The sequence below is a fragment of the Yersinia sp. 22-579 genome, assembly GCF_030433455.1.
Lineage (GTDB): Bacteria > Pseudomonadota > Gammaproteobacteria > Enterobacterales > Enterobacteriaceae > Yersinia > Yersinia enterocolitica.
In genome coordinates, this window is the sequence record NZ_JAUJTZ010000011.1 from 91305 (window position 1) to 116747 (window position 25443).

The window sequence follows — 25443 nt, forward strand, 5'->3', positions numbered from 1 at the left end:
GGGCGACTCGCTGTTTTCTGGAGATTTGCGATGGAAAAATGTTGTGTAAGTGGCGAAATAGGAAATTTATTAAGGTGTTGTTGTGAGGTGATTCCTGAATAAATATGAGCGTACCTTATGCAGTTAATCCTTTTTCATTTTTACATAGCGTGTCATTCAGTCTTTACAGTTAGGATCACCTCTCCGTTTATCATGCTGCGTAGTCCCTGATATCAGGGCAATTCTTATTTTTTCTCAAAAAATAGGCGCAAATACTAATGATAATTACTATCAATCCCCCATTTGTTTGATATGATCGGCAGCTGATTTCGTCCTTAAATTGATCTGTATATTGGGTGGAGGCACAGCGTGAAAACAGCTGGCAAAAAGATTAAAGATAAATCATTCGTGCAAGGCCGAATGATGAAAGGCGCGATGGCATTATTGCTGGTGGCAGGTTTAACCGGTCATGCATTCGCCGCGCCAGGCAACAGCGGTGCAGTTGCTGCATCTGTTGCAACACCAACAACGGCAACATCAACGCCGCTACCTGCGCCGGAAATCACCCCAGTCGCGGCAACTCCTGCTAATGCAGACACTGTTGCTCCTGCCACATCCGCGCCAGCGGTTCAGCCACTAACGGCTCCAGCACCACAAGGGCTGGCAATGGACCTCTCTGTTTGGGGCATGTATCAACATGCCGACGTGGTGGTTAAAGGCGTAATGATTGGTCTGGTACTGGCATCCATCGTGACCTGGACTATTTTGTTCTCCAAAGGTACCGAGTTATTCCGTGCACGTCGCCGCTTACAGCAAGAGCATGAGGTTATCGGCGCGGTCACTGACCTTGATACTGCATCCGAGCGGGCAGCGGCTTTTTCTTCTGAGAGTATCAGCGGCCTGTTACTGCGTGAGGCGCAAAATGAGCGTCTGCTATCGGCAGAATCGAATGATAACAACGGGATTAAAGAACGTACTGCTTTCCGTCTGGAGCGCCGAGTGGCTGCCATTAGCCGCCAAATGGGCAAAGGCAACGGTTTCCTGGCAACCATCGGTGCTATTTCTCCGTTTGTTGGCTTGTTTGGTACGGTTTGGGGCATCATGAACAGCTTTATCGGTATTGCCCACTCACAAACAACCAATCTGGCGGTTGTTGCTCCAGGTATTGCAGAAGCATTGTTGGCGACAGCACTCGGCTTGGTGGCCGCAATCCCTGCGGTAGTTATCTATAATATCTTCGCTCGCTTGATTGGGTCTTACCGTGCTCAGGTAGGGGATGTCGCCGCACAGGTATTATTGCTACTGAGCCGTGATCTTGATTTGAGCAGCAGCGCTGAAGCAAAGTCTCCTAAGCAACCTCATCAATTGCGTGCGGGGTGATTTATGGCCATGCGGATGAACGATAACCTTGATGAAAGCGGTGAACTGCACGAAATTAACGTGACACCTTTCATCGATGTCATGCTGGTATTGCTGATTATCTTTATGGTGGCAGCGCCATTGGCCACAGTTGATATCAAAGTGGATTTACCGGCATCTTCAGCGGTACCTCAGCCGCGGCCAGAGAAACCGGTCTTTCTGACAGTAAAAGCCGATAATCAGCTTTATGTCGGCGATCAGCAGGTTGACCGTGAGACGCTGGCGGCAGCGCTGGATAAAGTGACCCAATCTAATAAAGAAACCACTATCTTCTTCCAGGCGGATAAAGTGGTGGATTATGAAACTCTGATGAGTGTGATGGATGCACTGCGTAAATCAGGTTATCTCAAGGTTGGGTTAGTTGGCATGGAAGCGGGTGGCGCGAAATAATCAATAATAGGCGCGGTAGTTATTACCGCGCCTGATATTGGTGATTGGAGATTATTGTTTGGGAGTATTACGTCCGACCTCACTTGTTTCTGACACGTTAACGGCTTGTTGTAGTTCAAGCTCCAGTTCATGAGCATTATGAGCTTCGTAGTAATTATCTTCACCAACGCATTGTTTCCAGTTAATATATTCAGGTGCATTTACATTCTTTTCCGGTGAATATGCAATGGCAATAAATACCATTTGAATATCATTCTTTATAATCATCTCACACATTCCTTCATCTATAAGTGTTTTGCTGATAAAAAATCCTTTATTTGGTAACTTTGTCGAGTTATAGGTATCCATACCATCTGAAAGAATGATCATTAGTTTTTTATGGCCATTATCAGCTGTCTCCTTAAATATGTTATTAGCCGAGAGTATCCCTGAGCTTATTAGCGTCCCCCCTAATGGAACCATTTCTATTATCTTTTCTATACTATAATCAAATTGTTCTCTCTCTAGTGAGTATGAGTTTGTACCACTTAGGCAAATCTCTTTGTGTTTGATATCATGCATAGGGATATCAATGGTTCGTACATTTTCAGTAATTGACATAATTGTCTTTTTATAGTCAATATGATCGCCGATTACATCCAAAAAAGTCCAAGCGTCCTCTGTGGCCTCTGCATTTTCTGACAGATAATCACCGTTAGGCTTATATATCTTTGGTGAAAAAGGTAGATGGCAATATTCTTTGTTTTCTCCATTTTCTGAAACTTTTCTTTTTGTTCCCGATCCGAAAGGGATAAAACCTATAGTATTAACATTACTATTATTTTTAATAGCATCATGCAATATTATAAATGCCGATCTTAAGGCATTTATTCGTTCGCCATTTTTTATGCTCACGTCATCAGAAAAACTTTGCAACATTGAACCTGAATAGTCAGCGACAAAAACTACATCAGTCGGCTTACTGACTTTTATGGTTTTATTTTTTATGGCCTCACCATTATCTGTGGTTTGTATATTACTAATGGCGTTGGTAAGAGGACTCCGGCCTAAAAATTTGACAGGATAAGTCATAGTAACAGCGGCATTGTATCCAAGATAGTTGGTATTATCATCTATATTAATTATCGGGTCTGAAAACCCCTCAGAGGGTAAATAGGCATTAGCATAAGATAAAACCAATTCCCTGTTTTTTGTTTGTTGAGCCGCATTGGGTATTCCATCATTTTCTACGGTTAGCGCTAATGTGGCTTGCTCAATAGCATCTGATAGTTTGGCTTTTTTTTGTAAAAAAATTGAAACTTCAAAAATTATAAAAGTAAGTGCAATAAAAAAAGGGAATATAATAATGAAAGACACTAGGATAGCGCCATGTTCATTTTTCTTAAACTGGGTGAGGCGATTAAACTTACGAATGATATCTGTATTAGTCAAAATAAATAGCCTTTATCATATAAATTATGCGTTATCGCCCGATAGTAATCGCCGATGATTTGATCGCAGGAGCCGGTGTTTCGGGGCTAAATAGAGTGCTATACCAAGGTATAGTCGGTAGACATAAGGTCACCTGATAAAGCGGTATCCATCGGCCAGTATTCCCATAGGGTGATAAGCTATCCATTTCATGCAATGGTTGGGTGGGGTTACAAGCAACCGTTCCAGCGCTAAGTGACAAACTATTTCTCTCGTCTATAATTTTATCTATTAGGTCCGGGGAGTCAGTATCATTAAAATGTAAGGTTTCTATTTTTATCGCAATATTATTATAATGCGCACCTGAATTTAATAGCATTTTTTCCGTTAGCTGTTTTAATTTTTCAACCTGTGCCTGTGTCAATACATTATCATTGTCGTATAATCTTGCCCGCTCCCGGACGATTCCAGCAATAGAATATGAAATACGATCTAATTTACCCACGGTCGATTGATATGCAGCCATAGATAATAATAACTTTATAAATAGTGCAATAATTGAAACAATAAAAACCAGCTCAAGAATTACAGCCCCTTTATTGTTGATAATAAATTCATTTTGATTAATTTTCTTGAACAAAAATCACCTCACGTCGTAATAGAGTATTGGCAAAAACAGAGGAGATAGGGAAAAAAATAGGTTGATATGAATAGATGACAGTGTATTTAGCCAGTGGCAGTGAATCATCATTATGTCTCCCGCCGGAAATAATCTCATTAAGATTATTTCCTATATCATTACCAATACTATCGAAAAGGCTATCATTTATTATGTCATCAATGCTATTACTGAAGACAACTTGAGTAATTATATTTTCATTTGTTATAAATGCCCCAAAAACACCTGTTTGAGTGATGAGTTTTTGTCGTACAATTGTATTGTAAGTTGTTCTATCATCCTTGCTTTTGTTTTTAGCGGCCTTTGTTGCTTCTGAGACAGCCAAATCTAGGTTAGAGGAAATATAAAACAGACGTGCCATCTCAGCACTTGATAGCAATATAAATAAAAACAACACAAATAATATAGAAAATTCAATCGTAATGGAGCCTCTATTTGAGCGAAAAAAAGTCATAATATTTTTACTCATTATTTTATTTCTCGAGTCAAACTCTCTGGACGCAGGCTGGCAACTTGGCTCAGGGCTAATACTAACTGGTCTGGATTGTCAGACATCTTTTCGGCTACGATTATTTTTTTAGCATATTGGATATCACCTAACTGAACTAGTGAGAACACCAGATTATGTAACATTAAACGGCCTCTTTTTCCGGCCAAATAGTCTGGTAGTAATATTCTAACGGCATCGGTGTAACGGTCATCAAGCATTGCGACTACAGCGAGATTATTCATTGCGATTTCATCAGAAATAAACAAAGCGCGTGATTTTTCAATGGCAATTTCAGATTTATGTATTTCACCCTCATTAGCTAAAATAATGCCATTTAGATTATGGGCTTCTGCATTATTAGGTGAAATCGCTAATAACTTACTCACCACAATTTTAGCCTCGTCATTATTATTGTTATTGATCAGGTTCTTGGCTTGTAGCATGTAAATTGATGCGTTTTCCTTATGGGATATTGGCTGCAAGTAATATAAAGAGGACTTACTATCACCAGTAAGATAGTAAGCATTTGCCAGTTTTAGTCGAATTGATTCATCTTCTTTTACTTTTAATTTATTGCGATATAAAGTAATTAAACCAGCATGGTTATTGGCTTTAAGTAAAATACTTTCACGATAATAAAATTCTTTATTACTAACATTATTATTGGAACAACCACTTAAAATAAAAGTAAAAATTAAAAAAATAATTATGCTGTTAAGTTTTTTATTCATATGCAAGTAGCTCCAAAACGCTTGGTGATATAACTAATATAATAAATGGAATAAGAATAAATAAGAATAATGGAATGGTCAGTTTCGCTGTTAATTTACTTATTTTTTCTTCAGTGACCAATAACTGCATTTCCCTAATATCTTGAGATAACTTAATCAGTTGTTCGTAAACAGTGGCCCCAAAACTGATACTATATTGTAGTGCACGACAAAACATTCTTATTTCTAGCTCAGTAGAAGACTGATGGAATTCTTTAATAGCACTTTCTAAACCATTAATTTCTGCCCTCCGGGTTACTTTTAGCATAATTAAACTTAAGTCTGCATTAATTAGTTCAAATTTTTTTGCTGTATAACTCAGAGAACTGTCAATTGTCATCCCGGATTGAACACAGGCAGCAGTTATATCAATAAAGAATGGAAGCGACTTTAGTAAAGATTTATTTCTGCTAGTTATAATATTTTTCACTATATATTTAGGGATGTATAACATCATGATAAGAATAATAACCCCCACTATAAGAATATTTTTCGGATTGATTGAGAATAAGTTTAGTGCTGTTAAAACTACGGTTACTACCAGAGATATAATTATGATTATCAACTTAAAATAGGCAATGTTATATAAAAAAAAAGGTAGTCTTATAGTATTGTAAATATAACTTTCTTTTGAGTTTTCTTTTTCGGTGTTTTTTGTTTTGCTATTTATCCTTTCCTGGTTATTTATTGCATTGTAAGTCGATAATCTGTTGTTTTTATTTTTATTTTTAAAGAAAACGATGCAGCCAAATACTAATATAATAATAAATAATAATATTTTCATGTCGATTTACCTAGCATTTTCCTTATTGAAATAATTCCAATAATCTCACTGGTGATAATATAGTAATATATCATTCTTCCGATAGGGTGATTCCACATGGATTCTATAGTAGTAGGATCAATAAAATAAAGTAAAAAAGAAAATGCAATAGGCATTATGGATATAATATTTACTGACATCCGTACTTGTGCAGTCATTACCGCTTTTTTTTGCTCGGTAGTTTTATTTTTATTAATTACTTCAGATAAACGGCTGGTTAGCTCTCTTAACTGCCCACCTTGCTGTAGATTAAGTAAAGTTATAGTAATAAGAAAATAGAATTCTGGATGTTTAAATCTTTGATAAGAATCATAAAAAACAGCCTCAGGAGACTCCCCAACATTCAGTCGACGGCAAATAAGGCTAAACTCATTCCCTAATGGACCACTAATTTCTTGGCCACAGCGTTCTAATACTTGATTAATACTGGCACCGCTACTCGCTGCCATGTTAATCATCAACAGAGCTTCAGGAAAATCTTTTTTAAAAAGAGTGTGATGTCTTTTTCTTGACAACCTCAATTGAAAGTATATAACACTTATCATTATAAAAAATAAAATAATAAGAGTGTTGAAATTAAACCAAAAGTAATTAACTGCATAAATGCATATTGAGTATATTACCGGGGTTAATATGTGTAATGTATTTCTCTCTTTAAGAATTGTAGATAAATAAGTAAGCCATTCTTTAAGTATTCTCTTGGAAAATGCAATAAAAAAGTATCCATTGTTGGATTTTATTTTCTTTATTCTTTTCTCTTTTATAACAGATCTTTTTATTTTTAACCATTTTATGTTATTTAATATTAACAATAGTAGACCTGATGATAATATTATTATGTAGTAAATCATTTATCCACCAAAGAAAAAATACCATTTAATTCATTTGATAAGTTATAGATATCGGCATTTATTCTTACAGAAGAGCGACTCAGTAAGCCATGATTAACGAAATCCCCTTGAATTTTGCCTTCTTGTCCACGTTCTTTAGCGGGTTTAAATGAAAAAATATCTTGTAATACAACATTATCGCCCTCCATTCCCATGATCTCACTGATGTGACATAATTTTCGTGAGCCATCATTCATCCGCGAAACTTGAACAATAAGGTTGATCGCTGAAGCGATATTACGACGAATGGTAAATATAGGCATATTAACCGGGCCCATCATAATCATACTTTCGAGCCGTGCAACAGCATCTCGGGGGGAATTAGCATGCAGCGTTGACATGGAACCATTATGGCCGGTGTTCATTGCCTGAAGCATTTCAAAAGTTTCTTCACCTCGACACTCCCCGATAATAATCCGATCAGGGCGCATACGCAGTGAGTTAATCACTAAGTCTCGCATTGTGATCTGTCCGGTATTTTCCAACCCTGCCAGTCGTGTCTCCATCCGTACCACATGCGGTTGTTCAAGATTCAGTTCTGCTGCATCTTCTAAAGTAATCACCCTTTCATTTTCAGATATATACTTTGATAGTGCATTGAGTAATGTTGTTTTACCTGAACCAGTTCCTCCAGAGATAATAATATTAACCCGACAACTGGCAGCAATAATCAGAAAATTAGCCATATCACTGCTCATAGCGCCCATATCGACCAAGTCTTCTAATTTTCGTTTGTTACTACTGAATTTTCGGATCGAAAGTACTGTCCCGTCCAATGTAATAGGGCTTATTGCTACATTGATGCGACTACCATCAATTAAACGTGCATCGGCCAGGGGGCGGCTTTCATCAATACGCCGATTGGCCCTCTGCATTAAACGTTTGGCAATATCCGTCAGTTGAGCATTATTAATAAAACGGCGAGAGGTTAAGGTGATCAGCCCATAGCGTTCAATAAATATTTTTTCGGGGCCATTAACCATAATATCACTAATAGAGTCATCCTCCATAAGTTCTCTTAATGGGCCAAATCCAGTAATTTCATCCGCAATCATAGAAATTATTTTTTTCTGATCTTGAGTTGTTAACTTATAGTCATTATCATTAAATAAATCATCAAGTGTTTGTGAAAGTAATTCACTAAGTTTGCTATAATCGTCAACAAGATATTCAACCTTATCTATATCAATATTGGCTAGTAGTTTCTCTCTAATTAATTCTTGCGTATTCAATGATACTTTCACTGTTTATTTTCCCTTTTTATTTTAGTGATGCTGCTATCTTATTTATCCATGATTTACCATTTTTTGATAAATGAATATTTATACCTAATGTATTCTTAGCTAAATCAATTATCTTTACTTTGCTTCTGCCAAAATAATTTTTGTCAACTAATGACTCTTTTGTTTTCGATATATATGGTATTTGTGTGTCAATCTTACGACCTAATAAAGATTGTATGTCAGATGTATTTAACATATTTTTTGCTATAGGTCTGCTTTCATTTAAACAAACTATTAATCGAGTGGTTTGTCTATTATCTCGTTTGAAACGATCATAAATATCAATGAAATCTTTAGCCACACGAACAGACGTCATACTATTGTCGAGTAATATAATAATACAATCAGAGTGTTCTATGTAACCCGCTAGTTTTTCCTTTGGTGAATTATGGATAGATTGGTCAAACACAATATAATTATGCTTTCTACCAATTTTAATATCAATATCACTTAACTCGTTTCCTTTGCATAGCATAATATCAATGTTTTTATGATATTCATTTATCTCTGATGTCATCTTTTTCTCTGTAACAAGATCAAGATCTTGAGACCCTTGGTTACCCTGTAATAACAAAGTGGGGGATTTTTTTATTTGAGTTATTTCACAAGAAAAATGATAACTAAGGAGTGTGGTACCAATGCCTCCTTTACATCCTAATATACTGATGAAAAAAGCTTTTCTTTCTGATTCAATTGGAATCCCTTTGAGCAAGTGTTGTGTCAGCTCAATTGACTGTGATTGCACGTTTAAGTATAAAATCCCTCGTTCAGTAAATTTCTGTGCGATACTAATCGAATCAATATCACCGACTAATACACACCAACAGTCTCGTGGTGTATTACTTTTTATTAAGCTTAACGTTTTTTCAACGTCCTGATTGTTACCGATATCAATAATAAAACCGACAGTTTTCTCAGGGGTATTAATAGTCGATAAATTAAAAATATCTTTATCAATTTCTTTAATGTCGTTAATGTCTGCCAGTCGTATTTTTTCAGATATTTTCTCTATAACCCATTTTCTAGTGGATACAATCACAATATTACTTTTTATTTTATTATCTTTTCTATTGATTAATTCTTTGTTGAGGATTAATTGCATATGTCACCATTATCTCTGGAGTTTTTTCTATTGATATCTGATGCGCAGCCCATTTTTTTATTTTTATCCGTGCGGTAATCATTAATATTATAGTTGCAAGATTTATATTGAATTTTAAATCTATTATCTTTGCATTTGTTAGCATTTTCTATAATTGGTTTATTTTTTACTACTAATACTGATGTACGATCATTATCCATGGGGGTAATTGTTCTTCCTGCATAAATATAATTTGAAAATAATAAAAGACCGATTATTATTAATAACTTCATTTTATAAATCCTCCTTTGCGTATAAACTCTTTAGCCATTTTTTCTCTTTTTACTTCCATGATATGAGTAAAGTTAAAAAAACGCTCAAGTGTTGAGGTATGCATGAAATTGGGGAGCTCTACTTCTTTCTCTGACACGGGTCGCACCAAATTCACGGTAGCCACAACGACCAATTCAGTTTGGTTTTTCCGAGTCTCAGCATTGCGGAAGAATGCGCCTAAAATAGGGATATCACCTATAAATGGGATTTTTTTCAGCGATTCCCGCTCTGAGCTGCTGATCAGACCCCCTAGAATAAAACTTTCGCCATCACCTAGTTCCAGGGTGGTTGCAGCCTTACGAGTCCTGAATGAAGGGTAAGCATTTCCTCCATCGATATTAAACACTTTATCTATACTACTTACTTCTTCATCCAGCATGATGCGGATGCGTTTTTTCTCATTAACTTTGGCTCCGATATTGAGTTTTATGCCAAATTCTTTATAAGTAATCACAGTGCTATTTTGCGTGGTATTAACCATAGGGAGCTCACCGCCTACTAAAAATGAGGCACTTTCTCCTGATAATACTGATAGATTAGGTTCGGCTAAAACACGGGCTATGGAGTCATCATTAATGGCATGGACTAATGCGCTAATACCCCTTGCGCTGAAATTATTTAAACTATTCAATTGAAATGAACCTGAAAAATTCCCTATAGTACTCCAATCTACTCCAATGTTTTCACTAAAGTCTTTGGTGACTTCTGCAATAGTCAATTTCACATTAACTTGGTTAGTACCCATAAGCTTTATTTTATTGATGATCCCATAATACTCTGGGGTATTAAGATATTGGCTATCAGTATCTATTGTTTTTTTACTGCCGATGGCTTCGCCAATGATACTGACAATAGTATCTTTTGCCTCTTCTGACTCCGCCATTCCTGTCAGGATATAGCTGGTGCCTATCTTATTAATTTCAATGTCACTTTCAGAATATTCAATTTGTATTCTTTTATTCGCGGCGGTAATGGTATTATTCACTAACACGGCTGATTTTTTAATAGGCTGATTATTCTGATTGAATAGAATAAACTCTGCCGTCCCTTCCTGTTTGGCATAAACAATAATACTATTTTTACCCACTAACTCATAGTCAGCGATAGCCGCAGCAGAAACAAAAACAGTATCTATTTCCTCTTGTGTATTAATAATGTAGGATTCCCCAACAGATAAATAAACTGGTTTGGCATTCGCTCTATTTACTGCTATTTGGCATGAAATAATAATGAATAGAAAAAACAGTATATTCTGGTTTAAATACTTTGTTCTGGCTACTTTCATCCTCTTAACTCTCTTATTGTGCGCAACTCTGGCAATATATCATGTAAGTATTTTGATTTATGTTTCTCATCGTCAATGCTTGGTGTCAAAATAATGTCACCGGATGCTTCTGCCAGATAGATTAAATCAAGATCCTGCATGTTGATAATGACCTCTATATAACCAGATAACGTCTCTTCAGTCTTTTGATTCTTACCGTTTATTTCTGATAATTCGCTTTCTGAGTACTTTTTTATTCTTACTATTTCCATTTTTTGGATGAGTTTACTGAGTGAGTAACTTTGTCTTTGTCTATCGTTCATACCTTTTTTATTAATAGTGGTTCCATTATCCATGCCCTTTCTCTTATCTGTCTCAAGGGTTCTCAATTGAAATGAAAGCCAATCCCCAATATTTAATGAATCTAGCAAATACTCATCTTGTTTTTTTAAATTAAATTTATAGATAACATTACCTTTTTTTAAAATAAGATGATTAAACTCATCACTATCAGGTGAAATTAGCATGTTTTTAGTGAGGTAAGATCCAGAGAGAACATTTTCTTTCAATAAGTAGCTGTTAATGTCGGTACTGTTCGATATATTACTTTCAACTAATTCACTTGATTCCTTAACCGAGAGTTTTTTTATGGCGTAATCTTGTCTTCTTAATATTGTTCCTGAGGGGAGGTCATGGGTTGATTGTGCCAATGCTATATTGACTTCTTTTTCACTATCCAATTCGGATGAGTTATAAAGTTTTTTTTCATCATTATCGATATTAATCAGAATGCCTATAATGCCAACTACGACAATTAAAAGCGAAAGTAATAAAATAAACTTACGATTCATTATAATATCCTTTTTTTGTTTAAATGTCTGTTTGTTATTTTAGATGATAAACGACAATAAAAATCCAGCAGAAATAGCCACAGCATAAGGAACTCCGTGCTGTTTAATATCCTCCCTATTGACGAGCATACCTATTATCATTACTACGCCGCCCATAATTGCAGTGTAGAGAATGAAGTCCAGCGACTGCGTTGTGGTTAGTGCAAATAACAACACAGTGATTAGCTTGACATCACCTCCACCAATAAGATCGAAATAAAATATGATATAGCCAATTAGTAATGCACTGAGGGGAATAATAATATTAACCGCTTGATGAGTAGCCAAACCTAAGGCCACTGTATTGATAGCGATAGTGATAATAAAATTATTGCTAATAGTTCGATGACGGATATCGCTATAGCAGACGAACAGTAGTTGCAATATTAAAAATGTATTTAATAATACGTTAAGGATATCCAATATACTACCCTGATATATGAGTAAGCACGATAGTATCAGGCTACCGTGCTTATGAGGTAAATTTATATTTATTTAACGAGTGCTTTTATATCTGTCATCGCTGTTTCTACTATAGTCTTCAAATCAGTTTTCACTAAGGACAGTAATAAAGCTGCAACTGCAATGATCATAACGTATTCAATGACTGTGCCACGTTTATCTTGCATAAATTCTTGTGCATTAACTTGCGCGGTTACATAGCCTTTAGTGATTAAGTTCATCATAATATATTTTCCTTGTTAAATGTATTGGGATTCTTCCCGGTTATTTAAAATAAGAATTGAGTAGGTGTATCGCTACTACCCGAATTGATATTTTCATAATCATCTCGTTCGTAGTGGTAGCTATTAAATATTTTATCTGGTGGAAAATCCTTTTTTTACCATCATTTGATCTTCATAAATTATATTTATTTTAGCTGAAGTATTAAGGATTGGGTTTGTCACCACCGAGTAAGATAATAATGACTAATGCTGAGAGAAATGAGAGCCAGCAAAAAGAAAAAAAAGCGAGTAATGAAATCAATTTTTTCCAACGGTAACTTTGCAAGAAATTCTGTTTGCTGGCTGGCTGAAGAGTCTGTGGAATGACACTCTCCGGTGGTAAAGAAGGGATGTCTATCTGAGGGGGGGCAGGGAGAATAGCCATCTGCTGTATATCATTATTGTCTTGCTGTTTTTCCGGCTCTTTGTAAACCGTTATCTGGCTTACTGAACCGGTATAGCGAACTCCTTTGCGCGGAATAGTATGAATAAGGGATTCTTTCAGCCCAACCTGAATAAATGCCTTACGCAACATATAAAGTTGCCCATAATAGCTACTTTCACTGACAGCCCCACGCTGTTCTTTCCATACTTGATTGATAATCTGTTCTTTTTCAGTGACTCCGTTAAGCAACAGCTGTAAAAACCTAAGATTATTTTCAGTTAACATGACGACTAAACCATTAGGGCCATTTAAACAGCGTTGTGCGGGAGAAAATAGCACCGTTCCTTCTAGTTTAAACACAATCTCATTTGTCTCCATTTTGGCAGCTACCTATTCTGTATAAGGTGTATATTTATCTTGATCGCTTTAAGATCTCATCTCACCTTGCGTAAATAAGATTTATGCTAAGTGAGTATTTCTCTTTAATATTGTGTGCGTTGAAAATAGTCGTTGTACCATGTCATTACGATTTAAATGGTTGTTAATTTGCTTATGTCTATTTTTATTTTAATTCTTAAATGTCTTTAAATAACGACCCGACGTATTCTTGCATGATGTAATTGTGATTAACAAGAAGATATTGAGCATGGATATGCTATTTATTATCATTAATTATCACGGTTTATTATTTGTTTATTATTTTCTATTTGTCACTTGATTGTGATTTTCACACAACTCTTCTGTATTATTAATGAATTCTTCAATTTTTCAATCTCAATATATTAAATATAATATTTCTCTTTCCTATAATGACATAGTAAGTAGATGAAGAATGAAATAGCACTAAGTTAAGCCGAGGGTTGGAGTAGACTGTATCAGTCTTAGTGATGCAACTGCTTGAGATATAGTGAGGCCATAATGACCATGGATCTGTTTTCTCAGTTACCCAATGAACCTTGGGTCGAAGAGTTAGCCCCTGGAGCTTTTGTTTTACATCATTTTGCCCAAGAGCAGGCATCCTCGCTGTTGGCTGAGATCATAACTATTACCACTGTAGCTCCCTTTCGGCATTTAATTACCCCAGGTGGCTACCGGATGTCGGTTGCCATGAGTAATTGTGGTTCGTTGGGATGGGTCAGCGATGTTCGGGGTTACCGCTACAGCTCGATTGATCCGTTAACAGAATTGCGCTGGCCTGCCATGCCGCAAAGTTTTATGTCGTTGGCGGTTGCTGCGGCGCAACAAGTTGGTTTTGTGGATTTTCAGCCCGATGCCTGTTTGATAAATCGTTATGAGGTGGGGGCTAAGTTATCCTTGCATCAAGATAAAGATGAGTTGGATTTACGCCAACCCATTGTCTCCATTTCGTTGGGCCTGCCAGCGGTATTTCAATTTGGTGGTGCATCTCGTGAGGCTAAATGCCAGAGAGTTTTATTGAGCGAAGGCGATGTGGTGGTGTGGGGCGGGCCGTCTCGTTTGAATTATCACGGTGTATTGCCGATTAAAGCAGGGGTTTCTCCCGCTGCGGGAGCATACCGGATTAACTTAACCTTTCGTCGTACTGGACGGGCTGAGAAGTTATGAGGAATCAATAAGAAAGCCCTGAGTCCGGCAAACCAGAACGCAGGGCTATGGTAATATTTTTGAGATTTAGTGTTGTTTACTGTCTTTTTTATGTAGCAACATATACACCGCCGGAATAACCAGCATAGAAAGTAATGGCGCGCTTACCATCCCACCAATCATCGGGGCGGCGATGCGCTGCATAACTTCCGAACCGGTGCCACCTCCCCACATAATGGGCAACAAGCCGGCCATAATCGTGGCAACTGTCATGGCTTTTGGTCGAACTCGTAATACCGCACCTTCGTGAATGGCTGCACTCATTTCATTGGCCGTCATCAGTATGCCGGGCCGTTGATGTTTTTTCACTGCCTGATTGAGATACAGCACCATGATCACGCCGAACTCTGCCGCTACCCCCGCCAATGCAATAAAGCCGACTGCGGCAGCAACTGAAAAGTTATAGCCCAGCCCATAGAGCAACCAGACCCCACCAATTAAGGCAAACGGCAGGGTTGCCATAATCAAAGCGGCATCACGGACACTGTTGAAAGTCACATACAGCAGCACGAAAATGATAGTCAAGGTAACCGGTAGGACAATTTTCAGTTTCGCTGTTGCCCGCTCCAGATATTCAAATTGCCCAGACCAACTGAGCGAGACGCCCTCCGGCAGTTTGACTTGCTGAGCGACGGCCTGCTGCATATCTGTGACAGCTGATTTTAAATCCCGACCTCGCAGATCGACGTAAACCCAATCGGATAAGCGCGCATTTTCACTTTTCAGCATCGGCGGGCCTTCTGTGACTTTAATATCCGCCAGTTCAGATAATGCCACTTGCCCGCCACTGGCGGTGACAACCGGTAAGTCGCGTAATTTCTGTAGTGAATCACGAATTTCCCGTGGATAACGCAGATTGATGGGATAGCGCTCGCGGCCTTCAATGGTTTCACCGATGTTTTGCCCGCCAATCACGGTTTCCACCAACGATTGCAGCTCTTTAACCGAAACACCATAGCGGGCGGCTCGTTTGCGATCGATGTCGATATCCACATAGCGGCCACCGGCCAGTCGTTCAGACAGCGCTGAGGTTACGCCCGGCACTTTACGTACCACCTGCTCAATTTGCTGTGCCACCTGCTCAATTTGCTGCACATTTTTGCCGTTCACTTTGATCCCCACTGGGCTTTTGATCCCGGTAGATAGCATGTCCAGCCGATTACGGATCGGTGGCACCCACAAATTGGCAATACCGGGCACATTGACCGTAGCGTCCAGTTCCTCGATCAACTTATCCATGGTCATGCCCGGCCGCCATTGATTTTTGGGTTTAAACCGAATGGTGGTTTCGATCATAGTGAGTGGCGCGGGATCGGTGGCTGTTTCTGCACGTCCGGCTTTACCAAACACGGTATCCACTTCGGGTACTGTTTTGATTAAACGATCCGTTTGTTGCAGCAAATAGCTGGCTTCTCGCACTGAAATTCCCGGTAAGGTTGAGGGCATATACAGCAAATCGCCTTCATCCAAAGCGGGCATAAATTCGCTGCCCAAGCGGCTTAGTGGGTATAAGGTTGCCAGCAATAACATCCCTGCAACGGCCAGGGTAGTTTTGGGTCGAGTCAGCACCGCGGTCAATACCGGATGATAAAGGGCGATGAGCCAGCGGTTAATCGGATTCACATTTTCGTCAGGAATTTTCCCGCGAATAAAATACCCCATTAATACCGGCACCAACGTTATCGCTAAACCGGCAGAAACCGCCATGGCATAGGTTTTCGTAAAGGCCAGTGGGGAAAACATCCGCCCCTCCTGCGCCTGTAGGGTAAAGACCGGAATGAATGACAAAGTGATAATCAATAAACTGCAAAACAGAGCCGGGCCGACTTCAATCGCCGCCTGCTCTGAAATGCGCCAATAATCTTGGCTGACGGGTGTTTGACCGGGGTGATCCCGCCGCCATTGTTCTAATACTTTGTGCATGTTTTCGATCATGACGATCGCCGCATCCACCATGGCACCAATGGCTATGGCGATGCCGCCCAGCGACATAATATTGGCATTAACCCCTTGATAGTGCATAACAATAAAGGCACCAAGGATCCCAAGGGGCAGGGTGATGATGGCTACCAGCGCCGAACGGAAGTGGAACAAAAACAGCGAGCAGATAACCGCGACCACTAAAAACTCTTCCAACAACTTAAATGACAAGCTGTCGATGGCCTGAGTAATCAGGTGTGATCGGTCATAAACCGGCACAATTTCCACTCCGGCGGGCAAGCTGTGCTGAATCTGTTGTAGCTTCTCTTTCACGCCGTTGATGGTTTCTAAGGCATTTTTGCCGTAGCGCATCACAATGATGCCGCCAGCGACTTCTCCTTCACCGTTCAATTCTGCCACGCCGCGCCGCATTTCTGGCCCCATGCGCACGCTGGCAACATCAGACAGTAAAATAGGAATGCCATCACGGGCGGTAATCACAATATTTCTAAAATCATCCGGCGTTTTCAGGTAGCCGCTGGCGCGTACCATATATTCGGCAGCCCCCATTTCCAGCACTGAGCCGCCGCCTTCCTGATTACTGTCGGCAATGGCACTGGCGATTTGCTGATGAGATAGATTCAGTGCACGCATCCTTTCCGGATCAAGAATCACCTGATATTGGCGTACCATGCCGCCGACACTGGCAACTTCCGACACATTGGGCACCGTTTTCAACTCAAACTTCAGTGTCCAATCCTGCAATGCGCGTAAATCGGCCAGGCTGTGTTTGCCGGTTCTATCAATTAACGCATATTCATAAATCCAGCCGACGCCAGTGGCGTCTGGCCCCAGTGCCGCTTTGGCCTCGGCGGGCAGGGTGGATTGCACTTGGCTGAGATACTCCAGTACCCTTGAACGCGCCCAGTAAGGATCGGTACCATCATCAAATAAAACATAGATATAGGCATCGCCAAACATGGAAAAACCGCGCACAGTTTTAGCTCCGGGTACCGACAACATGGTGGTAGTCAGCGGATAAGTGACCTGATCCTCCACCACTTGTGGGGCTTTACCAGGGTAACTGACACGAATGATCACTTGCGTGTCCGACAAGTCTGGTAACGCATCCAGTGGGGTTTGTTGCAGTGACCAAATCCCCCAGGCAGCCATCATTACTGCGCCCAGCAGCACCAGCAGCCGGTTGCGCAACGACCAGCGAATAATGGCGGCAATCATAAGTGACTCCCATGAATATCCATGTTCTTATTGGTTTTTACCGGTTGGATCTGACGGATCTGCGCGCCTTGCTCAGTCAAGGTAAAGGTGAAATTGACTTCACTACCAACGTGGATATCCGCTGATAGCTTGCCCGGTGGCAGCAGGAAATCCATCGTCATCGCGCCCCATTTCAAGGCGGCTATCGGGCCATGCGAAAGCGTGATTGTTGAGCCATTAATCGCATTGACCTCCCCTTGTACCGAGTAAATATCGACCGGTGCTGGTGCGGTGTTATCAACGGCTGGCGCCACGGTTTCTGGGGTGTCAGCCATTTGCGGCAGGGCACTTTGCAAGCTGGCTTCTGAATCAATCAGGAACTGCCCAGAGGTCACCACCAACTGACCATGACTCAGCCCCGATTTGATTTCTACCCAACCGTCCTGAGTTTGCCCGGCACTGACTTCAACCGGCTTAAAGTGACCATTTCCTTCCGCCAGTAATACGGTGTTGCGGCTGCCCGTCATCAATAAGGCTTCCTGTGGAATGACCAGCACCGGTTCAAGCGTATCTGTTTGTGTCGATTGCACATTCAGGTACATACCCGGTTTGAGCTTTTGTTGTGGGTTTTCCAAGGTGATACGCGCTCTCAGAGTGCGGGTTGCGAGATCCATATTGGGCAATAATTCACTGACTTTGCCGTGGAAGGACTCACCCGGCCAACTGGCCGTAGTAGCAGTAACTTCACTGCCGATCCGGACTAAACTGGCTTGCGATTGCGAATAATCCATCACGATCCACACCGGATCGAGGCTGGCTAACTCAAACAGTGATTGCGTTGCTGTGACTTGCGAACCGGCACGGATATCCAGTTTATTGACATAGCCATTGGCAGGGGAGCGCAGTGTCACCCGAGTTTGTGGCTGACCACTTTTTTCGACACTGCGAATCACCTCTTCTGGCATAAATTGCAGCTGTAGCCGCTGGCGTGCCGCCGCAGTCAATGCACGGTCCCCCAATTTGCGGATAGCCAGATACTCTTGCTGAGCAGCACTCCAGTCGGGAACCCATAACTGCGCCAAGGATTGATTTTTTGTCACTGGCTGCTGATTGGCGCGTACATATAATTGCTCGATAATGCCGTTAGCGCGGGCAGCGATGACTTGTACACTGCGCTCATCTGTTGCCACGGTGCCGTAGCCAGTAAGGCGATAGTTGAGTGTGCGCATTTCTACTGTCGCGGTGCGCAGCCCCAAATTTTGCTGTTGGCGGGCGCTGATCGTGACGCCACCATCTTCCACGGTTTCACCGGCATAGCGCGGCACAAGTTCCATATCCATAAACGGTGATTTTCCCGGTTTATCAAAGCGTTGACCGGGGGACATTGGATCGTACCAATACAGCACTTTGCGGCTGTTTTCTGCTGCGACTTCAGGGCTTGCAGCAACGGTTGATGTGGCATGTAATGCCGGTTTTCCGAGCAGATAACCCGCGATGCCACTGATGACGGCGACGGCCACTAAAGTCAGGCTAAAATACTTTTTCATCGCACGCTCTCCTGCGGGGTCAGATAACGGATAGCAGCCCAGGTACGAGCTAATTCTCTGGCGGCATTGCTGGTGTTGAGTTGGCTATCGAGCAGGGCGCGCCGGGCTTCCAGTACACTGCTCAAATCGCTTTTATTGGCTTGATACTGTGCCATCATCAAATCAACACGTTGTTTTTGCAGTGGTAAAACATCATTAATCTGTCGCTGCCATAACTGCTGTGTAGCCTGATATTGCGCCAGCAGCGTGTCGAGCTGCGCCCGATGGTCACGGGTCAGTAGGGTAAGCTGGTCGTTGGCTTCCATGGTGCGCGAGACATCAGCGGCATAGTCTTTATCCTGACGTTGCGAGCGAAATAGCGGCAGATCGACGGTTACCATCACTCCAGCCATATCCTCATACTCTTCTGCGCGTTTAGCGTAATAAACTTCAATACCGACATCCGGTATCGCCGCAATGGCTGATTGCGCCGAACGTGCTTTAGCAACCTCCGCTTCGCGGCTGGCGAGCAAGATTTCCGGATGTTGATTGATGGTGTCTCGCAATACGGTGATATCCGCTGGCAGGCGGGAGAACTTGGGTAATGGGCCATCGACGTGCTGAACTTCAATACCGGTTAACTGGGTCAGTTGGGTCTGCGCCAAAGTCACGTCGCGTTGTGCGGTGGTTAATCTATCTTGCATCGCCGCCAGGGTCAGACGTGCATCCAGCACACTGCTAGGTAACGCACCACCGCTGGCAACTCCGGCCCGTTGTAGTGCTACCTGTTTTTCGCTCTCCTGCACTAAAACCTTGGCATCACTCGCGGCTTGCTCGGTGAGCGCCAGATCCAGCCAGGCTTGCGCGGTTTCCTTTTGTAATCGGGTACGGATGGTTTCGCTGCCCGCTGCAGTTTTACGCGCTTCGGCACTGAGGGTATCGGCTTTTCTTTGCCGTTTATCACTGCTGACATAATCCTGCATGATGCCAATCCGCTGCATCGTCATGCCCTCGCGGGTAAAACGGCGAGCATTGCTGCCCCCAACTGGCAGGTTTTCTATACCAAATTTCAATTTGGGATCAGGCAGTTGGGTGGCAGAACTGGCCATATTTTCCAGCGCATTAACCTGATGCTGATTGGCAGATAACTCGGCAGAGTAGCGCTCTGCGGAAACCAGCGCCTGATCCAGAGTGATATCCGCCGCGTGGCTCAGGGCGGGTAAACTGAATGCCGCAGCCATCAGCAGGCGGGCTATTCCTAAGCGCAATGCAGCCGGAGGCCGCACCGGCAGTGGGTGATTCAATAAGTGGTTCATGATGGCTCCCGCCTTATGGTTGTTGTGCTGAAATGGCGGTGAGCTGATAGCCCTGTTCAGTCTGGCGGAAGCTAAATATGACCTGAGTACCTACCGGGATTGAGGTTGCAGCAAGGTTATTCGGCAGGTCAAAAGACATCGTCATTGGTGGCCAGTTTAGGGCCGGAATGGCACTGTGGGCGATGGATACGCTGTTGGCATTCCAGGCTTTTATTTGCCCACCAGAGTGATAGTCATTGGTATTGGTCGTGGTGGTATCAGCCATCATTGCCCCGTGGTGATGGGACATCGGCATACTTTCTGTCATTGATGGGGTGGCGGCCAACAGCGGGGCAGAGAAAAGAACAACAGCGCAAACTAAAGTGGTAGCAGTGGTGGATACGGCATTAAATAAAGTACTCATAGGAATAGCTCCAAAACATAAAATAAGCACAGCACGCAAGACGCGTGAATAATGTGGTTAAATCTGTCTGGATCTATTCTCTAAATCGGCAGAGCGCGATTTCGGTGGGTGGCCCGACAATAGGCGGCATATGCCAGTCGAGGCGGTGAATGCGTGGGGCTTGCTGTACATCCGCCAACACTAATTCAGTGTGGGTCGGCAAAGCTGCCAGTACCAGCATCCCGCTGTCAGATTGAACTGAGTCAGGAATACAATGCTTTTCACACAGGGAGTTTTGCGCCTGACCATGAGACATTTCCATCGCCGACAACATGTGTTGCATCGGGTCTGATTGTAAATGCCCTTGATGCTGGCTAAAGACCGGCGAGTCGGCAGGGGCAATATCACACTGATGGCCGGCTATCGCCAGTTGTGTATTCAGAAAAAACCAGCAGGTAATCAGCAGCATGCCGCACAGGCGCTTTTTACAGGCGCGCGTTCGGTGCATAAGCTGTGATATTCCTTTAAATGCTGGCATGTTTACCCTGAATATATGGCGCGATTAAATAATGCTGTTAGCGAGTATAGGATTATCCCACTGTTTTTAGAATGGTTTTGTCCGGTTACGCTAAATAGAATGAAAGGTTACTGAAAGGTTATTAGGCTGAATTTATTAGATTTATTTTTAATATAACCGCCAGAATGGCATTAGTTGGAGCAAATATTTACTTTTCTTTAAGCAATTCTTATTCGTTAGGATAAAAACGCATTAGGATAAAAACCGCGCCAGCATATATAACCGGCGCGACTGAAAGTGAAAATTTACCAGGAATAACTGACGGTTGCGGTTGCAACACGGCCGCTGCCATAGAAACAAGCCGCCATTTGTGCGCAACTGGCCACATATTCTTTGTTAAATACGTTATTAACGTTGATCTGGAAACTGGTGCCTTTCATTGATGGTAAAGCTTGCCCCAGTTCATAACGCATCATCCAGTCATATAACGTAACCGCTGGGACTTTAAAGCTATTTTTCGCATCACCCCAACTGGTACCGATGTAGCGCACGCCAACACCGGTGGATAATCCATCTACCACACCCTTATCAAAGCTGTACATACCCCACAGTGAGGCGGAATGGCTAGGTGTGCGAGCGGGCATTTTGCCTAATTCAGCGGCGGTCTTGGTTTCACGTACTTTCCCTTTGGTGTAGGTATAGGCGGCAATAAGGTTGATATTATCGTTAATCTCACTGTTTAACTGCGTTTCGATCCCCTGAGACTGAACTTCGCCAATGGGTACGTTATAGGCCAGTGCCTGATCGTATTGGCTAATGTTTTTCTGACGTAAATCATACAGTGCGGTGGTCAGCAAAGTGCTGCTGCCCGGCGGCTGGTATTTAACGCCGAGTTCGACCTGACGTGCCGTGACCGGGTCTAATGCACCGGTGCCAGGTGCACCTTTGGCGGTACTTGGCTCAAATGAGGTGCTGTAGCTAACATAGGGTGAGATACCAGAATCAAAGGCATACAACACACCGCCACGGCCGGTAAATGCATGATCGTCTTGTTGATCTTGCGTGACGGTTTTACGGTTCATGGTTTTTAACTGTGACCAGTCGTAGCGCCCGGACAGCAGGAAGTTCCACTTATCCAGTTCGATTTGATCTTGTAAATACACCCCAACCTGATCAAGTTTGGTCAAATCACTGCTATTCAGTGACAGGTCACTGTCTTTGATATTCAGACCATAAACCGGTGATACCCAATCCAGATTATATTTTGTCTGTACCGTGCCCATATAGAATCGGCTATCAATACGGGTGCGTTTGTAATCCAATCCGGTGAGCACCGTGTGGTTGAGTTGACCGGTCCAGAAATCAGCTTGCAGTTGGTTATCGACTGCAAACTCAGCGGTTGTCTGGCGCTCAATTTGTGGGCGGCGGGTCATGGTGCGGCTATCAGCCAGTAAATCCATAAAGACCAGATACTTATAGTCTTGCTTGTTATAGCTGTAACGCAGGTTCTGACGGAATTTAAAGGTGTCATTGATGTAATGCTCAAGGGCATAACCCACTGAGGTTTGCTCGCGTTCAGATTGATCGAATGACGGGTCACTGACGTTAAAATCGTAAGGTATTTTGCCGTAAGCGGTACCAAATACCGTGCCGGTCGCCGGTAAGAAGTTACGTGAACCGGCTTTGGGTTCTTTCTGATAGCTGGTTAATAAGGTAAAGGTGGTATCTTCATTCGGAATAAAGGTTATTGCCGGGGCGATAGCAAAACGTTCCTGCTTGTAGGTATTCACCGCATCATCCTGCGTTCTGCCAATCCCATTCAGGCGATAGAGAACTTTCCCTTCATCATCTAAGACACCGCCAAAATCAAAAGCGGCTTCCGCCAGGCTATTATTACCCGCTCCTACCTGTACTTTGTGAATACTTTCAGCCGTTGGGCGCTTGCTGACCATGTTGATCAGACCCCCCGGATTGACCTGGCCATACAGCACTGATGCCGGGCCACGAACCACTTCCACCCGCTCCAATAACCACGGATCAATCTGACCACCACGCCGTGCTCCACCCAAGGAGTTGTAGCTCAAGCCATCAAGAAAACGCGGTGCATAGCCGAAACCACGGATGATCACTTCGTCATTCATGTTAGAGCCACCGCGATATTCCGGTACCACACCAGCGGTATAACGCAATGCTTGAGCAACAGAAGTTGCGCCTTGATCCTGCATTTGCTGGCGGGTAATAACGGAAATAGATTGCGGAGTGCGAATCAGCGGAGTATCAGTTTTTGTGCCGGTTGAACTGTTTTTGGCGACAAAACCCGCATCTTGTTGCCCGCTACCCGCTTTGGCAACTACCACTAATTTATCTTCTTTTGTTGCTGCCGTTTCTTGCGCAGTAGTTGCCGCCAAAACGTGTAGAGAGGGTATGAATATCAGTGCGGAGGTCAATAATAAGGTTTTTGAGGTGTTGCTTGCCCGAAATGGCAATTTCCTTGGCATTTTTTTGCCAGAAATATCAAACATGATTTATCCCTACCTGGAAAGACAATAATAAAAGTGCTGGATCCACCCAGATTTATTTATTATCCGGTATGGATATAAAAAAGATTTCTGCCCATTCAATCAGTTGCGGCTGTATCCTGATACATATTCGGGAATAAGGTGACGCTCAAGAAAGAACGCGCACTATGTTATTGCAAATAATAATGCTTATCAATATTATTTGTATTCATATAAAAATAACAAATGTATTTAACCTGACCACATGCGGGCATAGATTGGCGTGATGAGTGGTGAATAGACTTGGGCAATGAAATCAAGAGGATTGAGTGTGAGCACGACAAATGAACATCCTGATAGCCAGCGCTTGCTAGCAGACCCTTTAGCCGGTAGTGAATCGTGGTGGCAGCAGATTGCACAGTGGGGAACGCCGCTGGTGGAGCCGATATCTGAGGATAAAGTCAGACTGACGTTTCTTTGGCGGGAGCCGGTAGCTGAGGCAGATGAACCTACTTATAGTCGTGTCTACATTGATGTTAACGGCGTAACAGACCATCACAGTACTCATCCTGAAACCCTACAACGCCTGGGCCAAACCCATGTTTGGTATTGGCAGGCTGAAGTGGAATCTGATTTCCGTGGCAGCTACAGTTTTATGCCGGTCACAGCGGAACATTGTCTGAATTTACCTGAGGGAACGCCACAAGAACGCCGACAGGCACAGCGTAATTGGTGGATCTCCTTGATGGATTTGGCACAAAACGATCCGTTCAATCACACCGCCCCCCATGCCAGCTATCGCGGAAGACCACTTTCTGCGGTGCATTTAGCTGATGCTATACCTCAGACCGCCTGGCAGCCAATTGATGCAGGCCAGCAACTGCCAACGGATACGCAACGGCTGCAATTGATTACCTGGCATAGCGAATTGCTAGGTAACAGCCGCAATGTGTGGATTTACCACACACACGGCACAGCAGATAACGCCGAGCGGCCATTGGCTATCTTGCTTGATGGGCAGTATTGGGCGACCAGGCAACCGATATTCGGTGTGCTGGATAATGAAACTGACGCCGGACGTTTGCCCGCCAGTGTGTATGTGCTGATCGACATTATTGACCAGCCCCATCGCTCAGTAGAGTTGCCTTGCAATCAGGATTTTTGGCAGGCGCTACAAACAGAATTATTGCCACAAGTTGCTGCACTACAACCCTTTACTGACCAAGCCTCGCGTACCCTGGTGGCAGGGCAAAGTTTTGGTGGGTTGGCCTCGCTATATGCCGGATTACATTGGCCGCAGCGTTTTGGTTGTGTGCTGAGTCAGTCCGGTTCCTTCTGGTGGCCGGATGTTGATAATTTTAAGGCTCTGACTGCCGGAACTGCCGAGCGTCAAGGCTGGCTGACAGAACAGGTTTACCAAGGTTTGGGTAATGATCATCCATTGGATATTTTTATGGAGGCGGGTCGCCGTGAAGATGTGATTTATCAGGTTAATGAGGCCATGAGCGAGGCGCTGCGTCAGGCGGGGCATCGGTTACATTATCGGATTTATGCTGGCGGGCATGATTCACTGTGTTGGCGCGGTGGGTTGATTGATGGATTACACCGCTTGCTTGCCTACTAAAATCGAAG

General features: G+C 42.6%; 24 protein-coding genes. 4 read left to right on the top strand and 20 right to left on the bottom strand.

All coding sequences use genetic code 11. The features are described from left to right. The first annotated feature begins 348 nt into the window (after positions 1-348). Both exbB and exbD read left to right on the top strand, forming a co-directional pair. On the top strand, positions 349-1359 hold the full coding sequence (exbB, locus tag QSV56_RS14470; RefSeq protein WP_074007075.1) for a tol-pal system-associated acyl-CoA thioesterase: 1011 nt from the start codon (positions 349-351) through the stop codon (positions 1357-1359). A gap of 3 nt (positions 1360-1362) precedes the next feature. Next, the gene (gene exbD / locus QSV56_RS14475; RefSeq protein ID WP_019079103.1) at positions 1363-1788 is read left to right on the top strand and encodes a TonB system transport protein ExbD; all 426 of its coding nucleotides are present in this window, start codon (positions 1363-1365) and stop codon (positions 1786-1788) included. A gap of 51 nt (positions 1789-1839) precedes the next feature. Here the strand turns inward: exbD and QSV56_RS14480 are convergent, their stop codons facing one another. The 14 genes from QSV56_RS14480 to QSV56_RS14545 all read right to left on the bottom strand — a co-directional run bounded on the left by QSV56_RS14480 (position 1840) and on the right by QSV56_RS14545 (position 13189). Continuing rightward, positions 1840-3219, bottom strand: coding sequence for a pilus assembly protein (locus QSV56_RS14480; RefSeq protein WP_080342169.1), 1380 nt, complete (start codon positions 3217-3219; stop codon positions 1840-1842). 31 nt (positions 3220-3250) lie between these two features. Continuing rightward, complete coding sequence (gene tadF / locus QSV56_RS14485; RefSeq protein ID WP_046050222.1) at positions 3251-3838, bottom strand: tight adherence pilus pseudopilin TadF; 588 nt, start codon at positions 3836-3838, stop codon at positions 3251-3253. Then, a complete protein-coding gene (locus QSV56_RS14490) occupies positions 3822-4346 on the bottom strand; it encodes a TadE/TadG family type IV pilus assembly protein (protein ID WP_301212908.1) in 525 nt (174 codons plus the stop codon). Before QSV56_RS14490 ends, tadF begins: the two co-directional genes overlap by 17 nt. After that, complete coding sequence (locus QSV56_RS14495; protein WP_046050223.1) at positions 4346-5098, bottom strand: tetratricopeptide repeat protein; 753 nt, start codon at positions 5096-5098, stop codon at positions 4346-4348. Before QSV56_RS14495 ends, QSV56_RS14490 begins: the two co-directional genes overlap by 1 nt. Next, positions 5091-5921 (bottom strand): type II secretion system F family protein, encoded by an 831-nt coding sequence (locus QSV56_RS14500; protein ID WP_050870114.1) that lies wholly within the window; start codon positions 5919-5921, stop codon positions 5091-5093. The genes QSV56_RS14495 and QSV56_RS14500 overlap by 8 nt, the downstream gene beginning before the upstream one ends. Further along, complete coding sequence (locus QSV56_RS14505) at positions 5918-6811, bottom strand: type II secretion system F family protein (protein WP_046050225.1); 894 nt, start codon at positions 6809-6811, stop codon at positions 5918-5920. Before QSV56_RS14505 ends, QSV56_RS14500 begins: the two co-directional genes overlap by 4 nt. Then, entirely contained in the window at positions 6808-8094 is a 1287-nt protein-coding gene (locus QSV56_RS14510; RefSeq protein ID WP_019079097.1) for a CpaF family protein, read from the bottom strand. Before QSV56_RS14510 ends, QSV56_RS14505 begins: the two co-directional genes overlap by 4 nt. Before the next feature lie 16 nt (positions 8095-8110). After that, entirely contained in the window at positions 8111-9235 is a 1125-nt protein-coding gene (locus QSV56_RS14515) for a pilus assembly protein CpaE (protein ID WP_046050226.1), read from the bottom strand. Continuing rightward, positions 9226-9507 carry a hypothetical protein gene (locus QSV56_RS14520; protein ID WP_019079095.1) on the bottom strand — a complete coding sequence of 94 codons (282 nt, stop codon included), beginning with the start codon at positions 9505-9507 and terminating at the stop codon, positions 9226-9228. The genes QSV56_RS14515 and QSV56_RS14520 overlap by 10 nt, the downstream gene beginning before the upstream one ends. After that, a complete protein-coding gene (locus QSV56_RS14525) occupies positions 9504-10832 on the bottom strand; it encodes a pilus assembly protein N-terminal domain-containing protein (protein ID WP_046050227.1) in 1329 nt (442 codons plus the stop codon). The genes QSV56_RS14520 and QSV56_RS14525 overlap by 4 nt, the downstream gene beginning before the upstream one ends. Continuing rightward, positions 10829-11662, bottom strand: coding sequence for a hypothetical protein (locus QSV56_RS14530; RefSeq protein ID WP_019082340.1), 834 nt, complete (start codon positions 11660-11662; stop codon positions 10829-10831). Before QSV56_RS14530 ends, QSV56_RS14525 begins: the two co-directional genes overlap by 4 nt. A 39-nt stretch (positions 11663-11701) precedes the next feature. Continuing rightward, positions 11702-12124, bottom strand: coding sequence for a prepilin peptidase (locus QSV56_RS14535; RefSeq protein ID WP_019079093.1), 423 nt, complete (start codon positions 12122-12124; stop codon positions 11702-11704). A gap of 68 nt (positions 12125-12192) precedes the next feature. Further along, a complete protein-coding gene (locus QSV56_RS14540; protein WP_046050228.1) occupies positions 12193-12387 on the bottom strand; it encodes a hypothetical protein in 195 nt (64 codons plus the stop codon). A 202-nt stretch (positions 12388-12589) separates the two neighbouring features. Continuing rightward, positions 12590-13189: a hypothetical protein gene (locus tag QSV56_RS14545; RefSeq protein WP_061111366.1), complete on the bottom strand. Its 600-nt coding sequence runs from the start codon at positions 13187-13189 to the stop codon at positions 12590-12592. Between the two features lie 540 nt (positions 13190-13729). On the opposite strand from QSV56_RS14545, the gene alkB reads away from it, so the two are divergent. Then, entirely contained in the window at positions 13730-14395 is a 666-nt protein-coding gene (alkB, locus tag QSV56_RS14550) for a DNA oxidative demethylase AlkB (RefSeq protein WP_050328628.1), read from the top strand. A 66-nt stretch (positions 14396-14461) separates the two neighbouring features. Here alkB and QSV56_RS14555 read toward each other — a convergent pair whose 3' ends face one another. From QSV56_RS14555 to QSV56_RS14580, 6 genes are all read right to left on the bottom strand, one after another. Beyond that, positions 14462-17593 (bottom strand): efflux RND transporter permease subunit, encoded by a 3132-nt coding sequence (locus QSV56_RS14555; RefSeq protein WP_046694542.1) that lies wholly within the window; start codon positions 17591-17593, stop codon positions 14462-14464. Then, entirely contained in the window at positions 17590-19119 is a 1530-nt protein-coding gene (locus QSV56_RS14560) for an efflux RND transporter periplasmic adaptor subunit (RefSeq protein WP_301212920.1), read from the bottom strand. The genes QSV56_RS14555 and QSV56_RS14560 overlap by 4 nt, the downstream gene beginning before the upstream one ends. Then, entirely contained in the window at positions 19116-20414 is a 1299-nt protein-coding gene (locus QSV56_RS14565) for a TolC family protein (protein ID WP_301212922.1), read from the bottom strand. Before QSV56_RS14565 ends, QSV56_RS14560 begins: the two co-directional genes overlap by 4 nt. Positions 20415-20427: 13 nt before the next feature. Further along, positions 20428-20817 carry a copper-binding protein gene (locus QSV56_RS14570; protein WP_301212924.1) on the bottom strand — a complete coding sequence of 130 codons (390 nt, stop codon included), beginning with the start codon at positions 20815-20817 and terminating at the stop codon, positions 20428-20430. Between the two features lie 73 nt (positions 20818-20890). Further along, entirely contained in the window at positions 20891-21304 is a 414-nt protein-coding gene (locus tag QSV56_RS14575; protein WP_019079085.1) for a hypothetical protein, read from the bottom strand. A gap of 314 nt (positions 21305-21618) precedes the next feature. After that, positions 21619-23835: a TonB-dependent siderophore receptor gene (locus tag QSV56_RS14580; RefSeq protein WP_301212927.1), complete on the bottom strand. Its 2217-nt coding sequence runs from the start codon at positions 23833-23835 to the stop codon at positions 21619-21621. Positions 23836-24142: 307 nt separating this feature from the next. On the opposite strand from QSV56_RS14580, the gene fes reads away from it, so the two are divergent. Further along, on the top strand, positions 24143-25435 hold the full coding sequence (gene fes, locus QSV56_RS14585; protein WP_301212929.1) for an enterochelin esterase: 1293 nt from the start codon (positions 24143-24145) through the stop codon (positions 25433-25435). The last annotated feature ends 8 nt before the right edge of the window (positions 25436-25443 follow it).

Excerpts from the sequence above, each read along its gene's own strand:
- QSV56_RS14565 (WP_301212922.1), bottom strand. The coding sequence starts at position 20,414 with ATGAACCACTTATTGAATCACCCACTGCCGGTGCGGCCTCCGGCTGCA.
- QSV56_RS14505 (WP_046050225.1), bottom strand. The coding sequence starts at position 6,811 with ATGATTTACTACATAATAATATTATCATCAGGTCTACTATTGTTAATA.
- QSV56_RS14490 (WP_301212908.1), bottom strand. The coding sequence starts at position 4,346 with ATGAGTAAAAATATTATGACTTTTTTTCGCTCAAATAGAGGCTCCATT.
- QSV56_RS14515 (WP_046050226.1), bottom strand. The coding sequence starts at position 9,235 with ATGCAATTAATCCTCAACAAAGAATTAATCAATAGAAAAGATAATAAA.
- QSV56_RS14530 (WP_019082340.1), bottom strand. The coding sequence starts at position 11,662 with ATGAATCGTAAGTTTATTTTATTACTTTCGCTTTTAATTGTCGTAGTT.
- QSV56_RS14560 (WP_301212920.1), bottom strand. The coding sequence starts at position 19,119 with ATGAAAAAGTATTTTAGCCTGACTTTAGTGGCCGTCGCCGTCATCAGT.
- QSV56_RS14540 (WP_046050228.1), bottom strand. The coding sequence starts at position 12,387 with ATGATGAACTTAATCACTAAAGGCTATGTAACCGCGCAAGTTAATGCA.
- QSV56_RS14570 (WP_301212924.1), bottom strand. The coding sequence starts at position 20,817 with ATGAGTACTTTATTTAATGCCGTATCCACCACTGCTACCACTTTAGTT.
- QSV56_RS14500 (WP_050870114.1), bottom strand. The coding sequence starts at position 5,921 with ATGAAAATATTATTATTTATTATTATATTAGTATTTGGCTGCATCGTT.
- QSV56_RS14545 (WP_061111366.1), bottom strand. The coding sequence starts at position 13,189 with ATGGAGACAAATGAGATTGTGTTTAAACTAGAAGGAACGGTGCTATTT.
- alkB (WP_050328628.1), top strand. The coding sequence starts at position 13,730 with ATGACCATGGATCTGTTTTCTCAGTTACCCAATGAACCTTGGGTCGAA.
- exbD (WP_019079103.1), top strand. The coding sequence starts at position 1,363 with ATGGCCATGCGGATGAACGATAACCTTGATGAAAGCGGTGAACTGCAC.
- QSV56_RS14555 (WP_046694542.1), bottom strand. The coding sequence starts at position 17,593 with ATGATTGCCGCCATTATTCGCTGGTCGTTGCGCAACCGGCTGCTGGTG.
- QSV56_RS14525 (WP_046050227.1), bottom strand. The coding sequence starts at position 10,832 with ATGAAAGTAGCCAGAACAAAGTATTTAAACCAGAATATACTGTTTTTT.
- QSV56_RS14575 (WP_019079085.1), bottom strand. The coding sequence starts at position 21,304 with ATGCACCGAACGCGCGCCTGTAAAAAGCGCCTGTGCGGCATGCTGCTG.
- QSV56_RS14520 (WP_019079095.1), bottom strand. The coding sequence starts at position 9,507 with ATGAAGTTATTAATAATAATCGGTCTTTTATTATTTTCAAATTATATT.
- QSV56_RS14495 (WP_046050223.1), bottom strand. The coding sequence starts at position 5,098 with ATGAATAAAAAACTTAACAGCATAATTATTTTTTTAATTTTTACTTTT.
- QSV56_RS14580 (WP_301212927.1), bottom strand. The coding sequence starts at position 23,835 with ATGTTTGATATTTCTGGCAAAAAAATGCCAAGGAAATTGCCATTTCGG.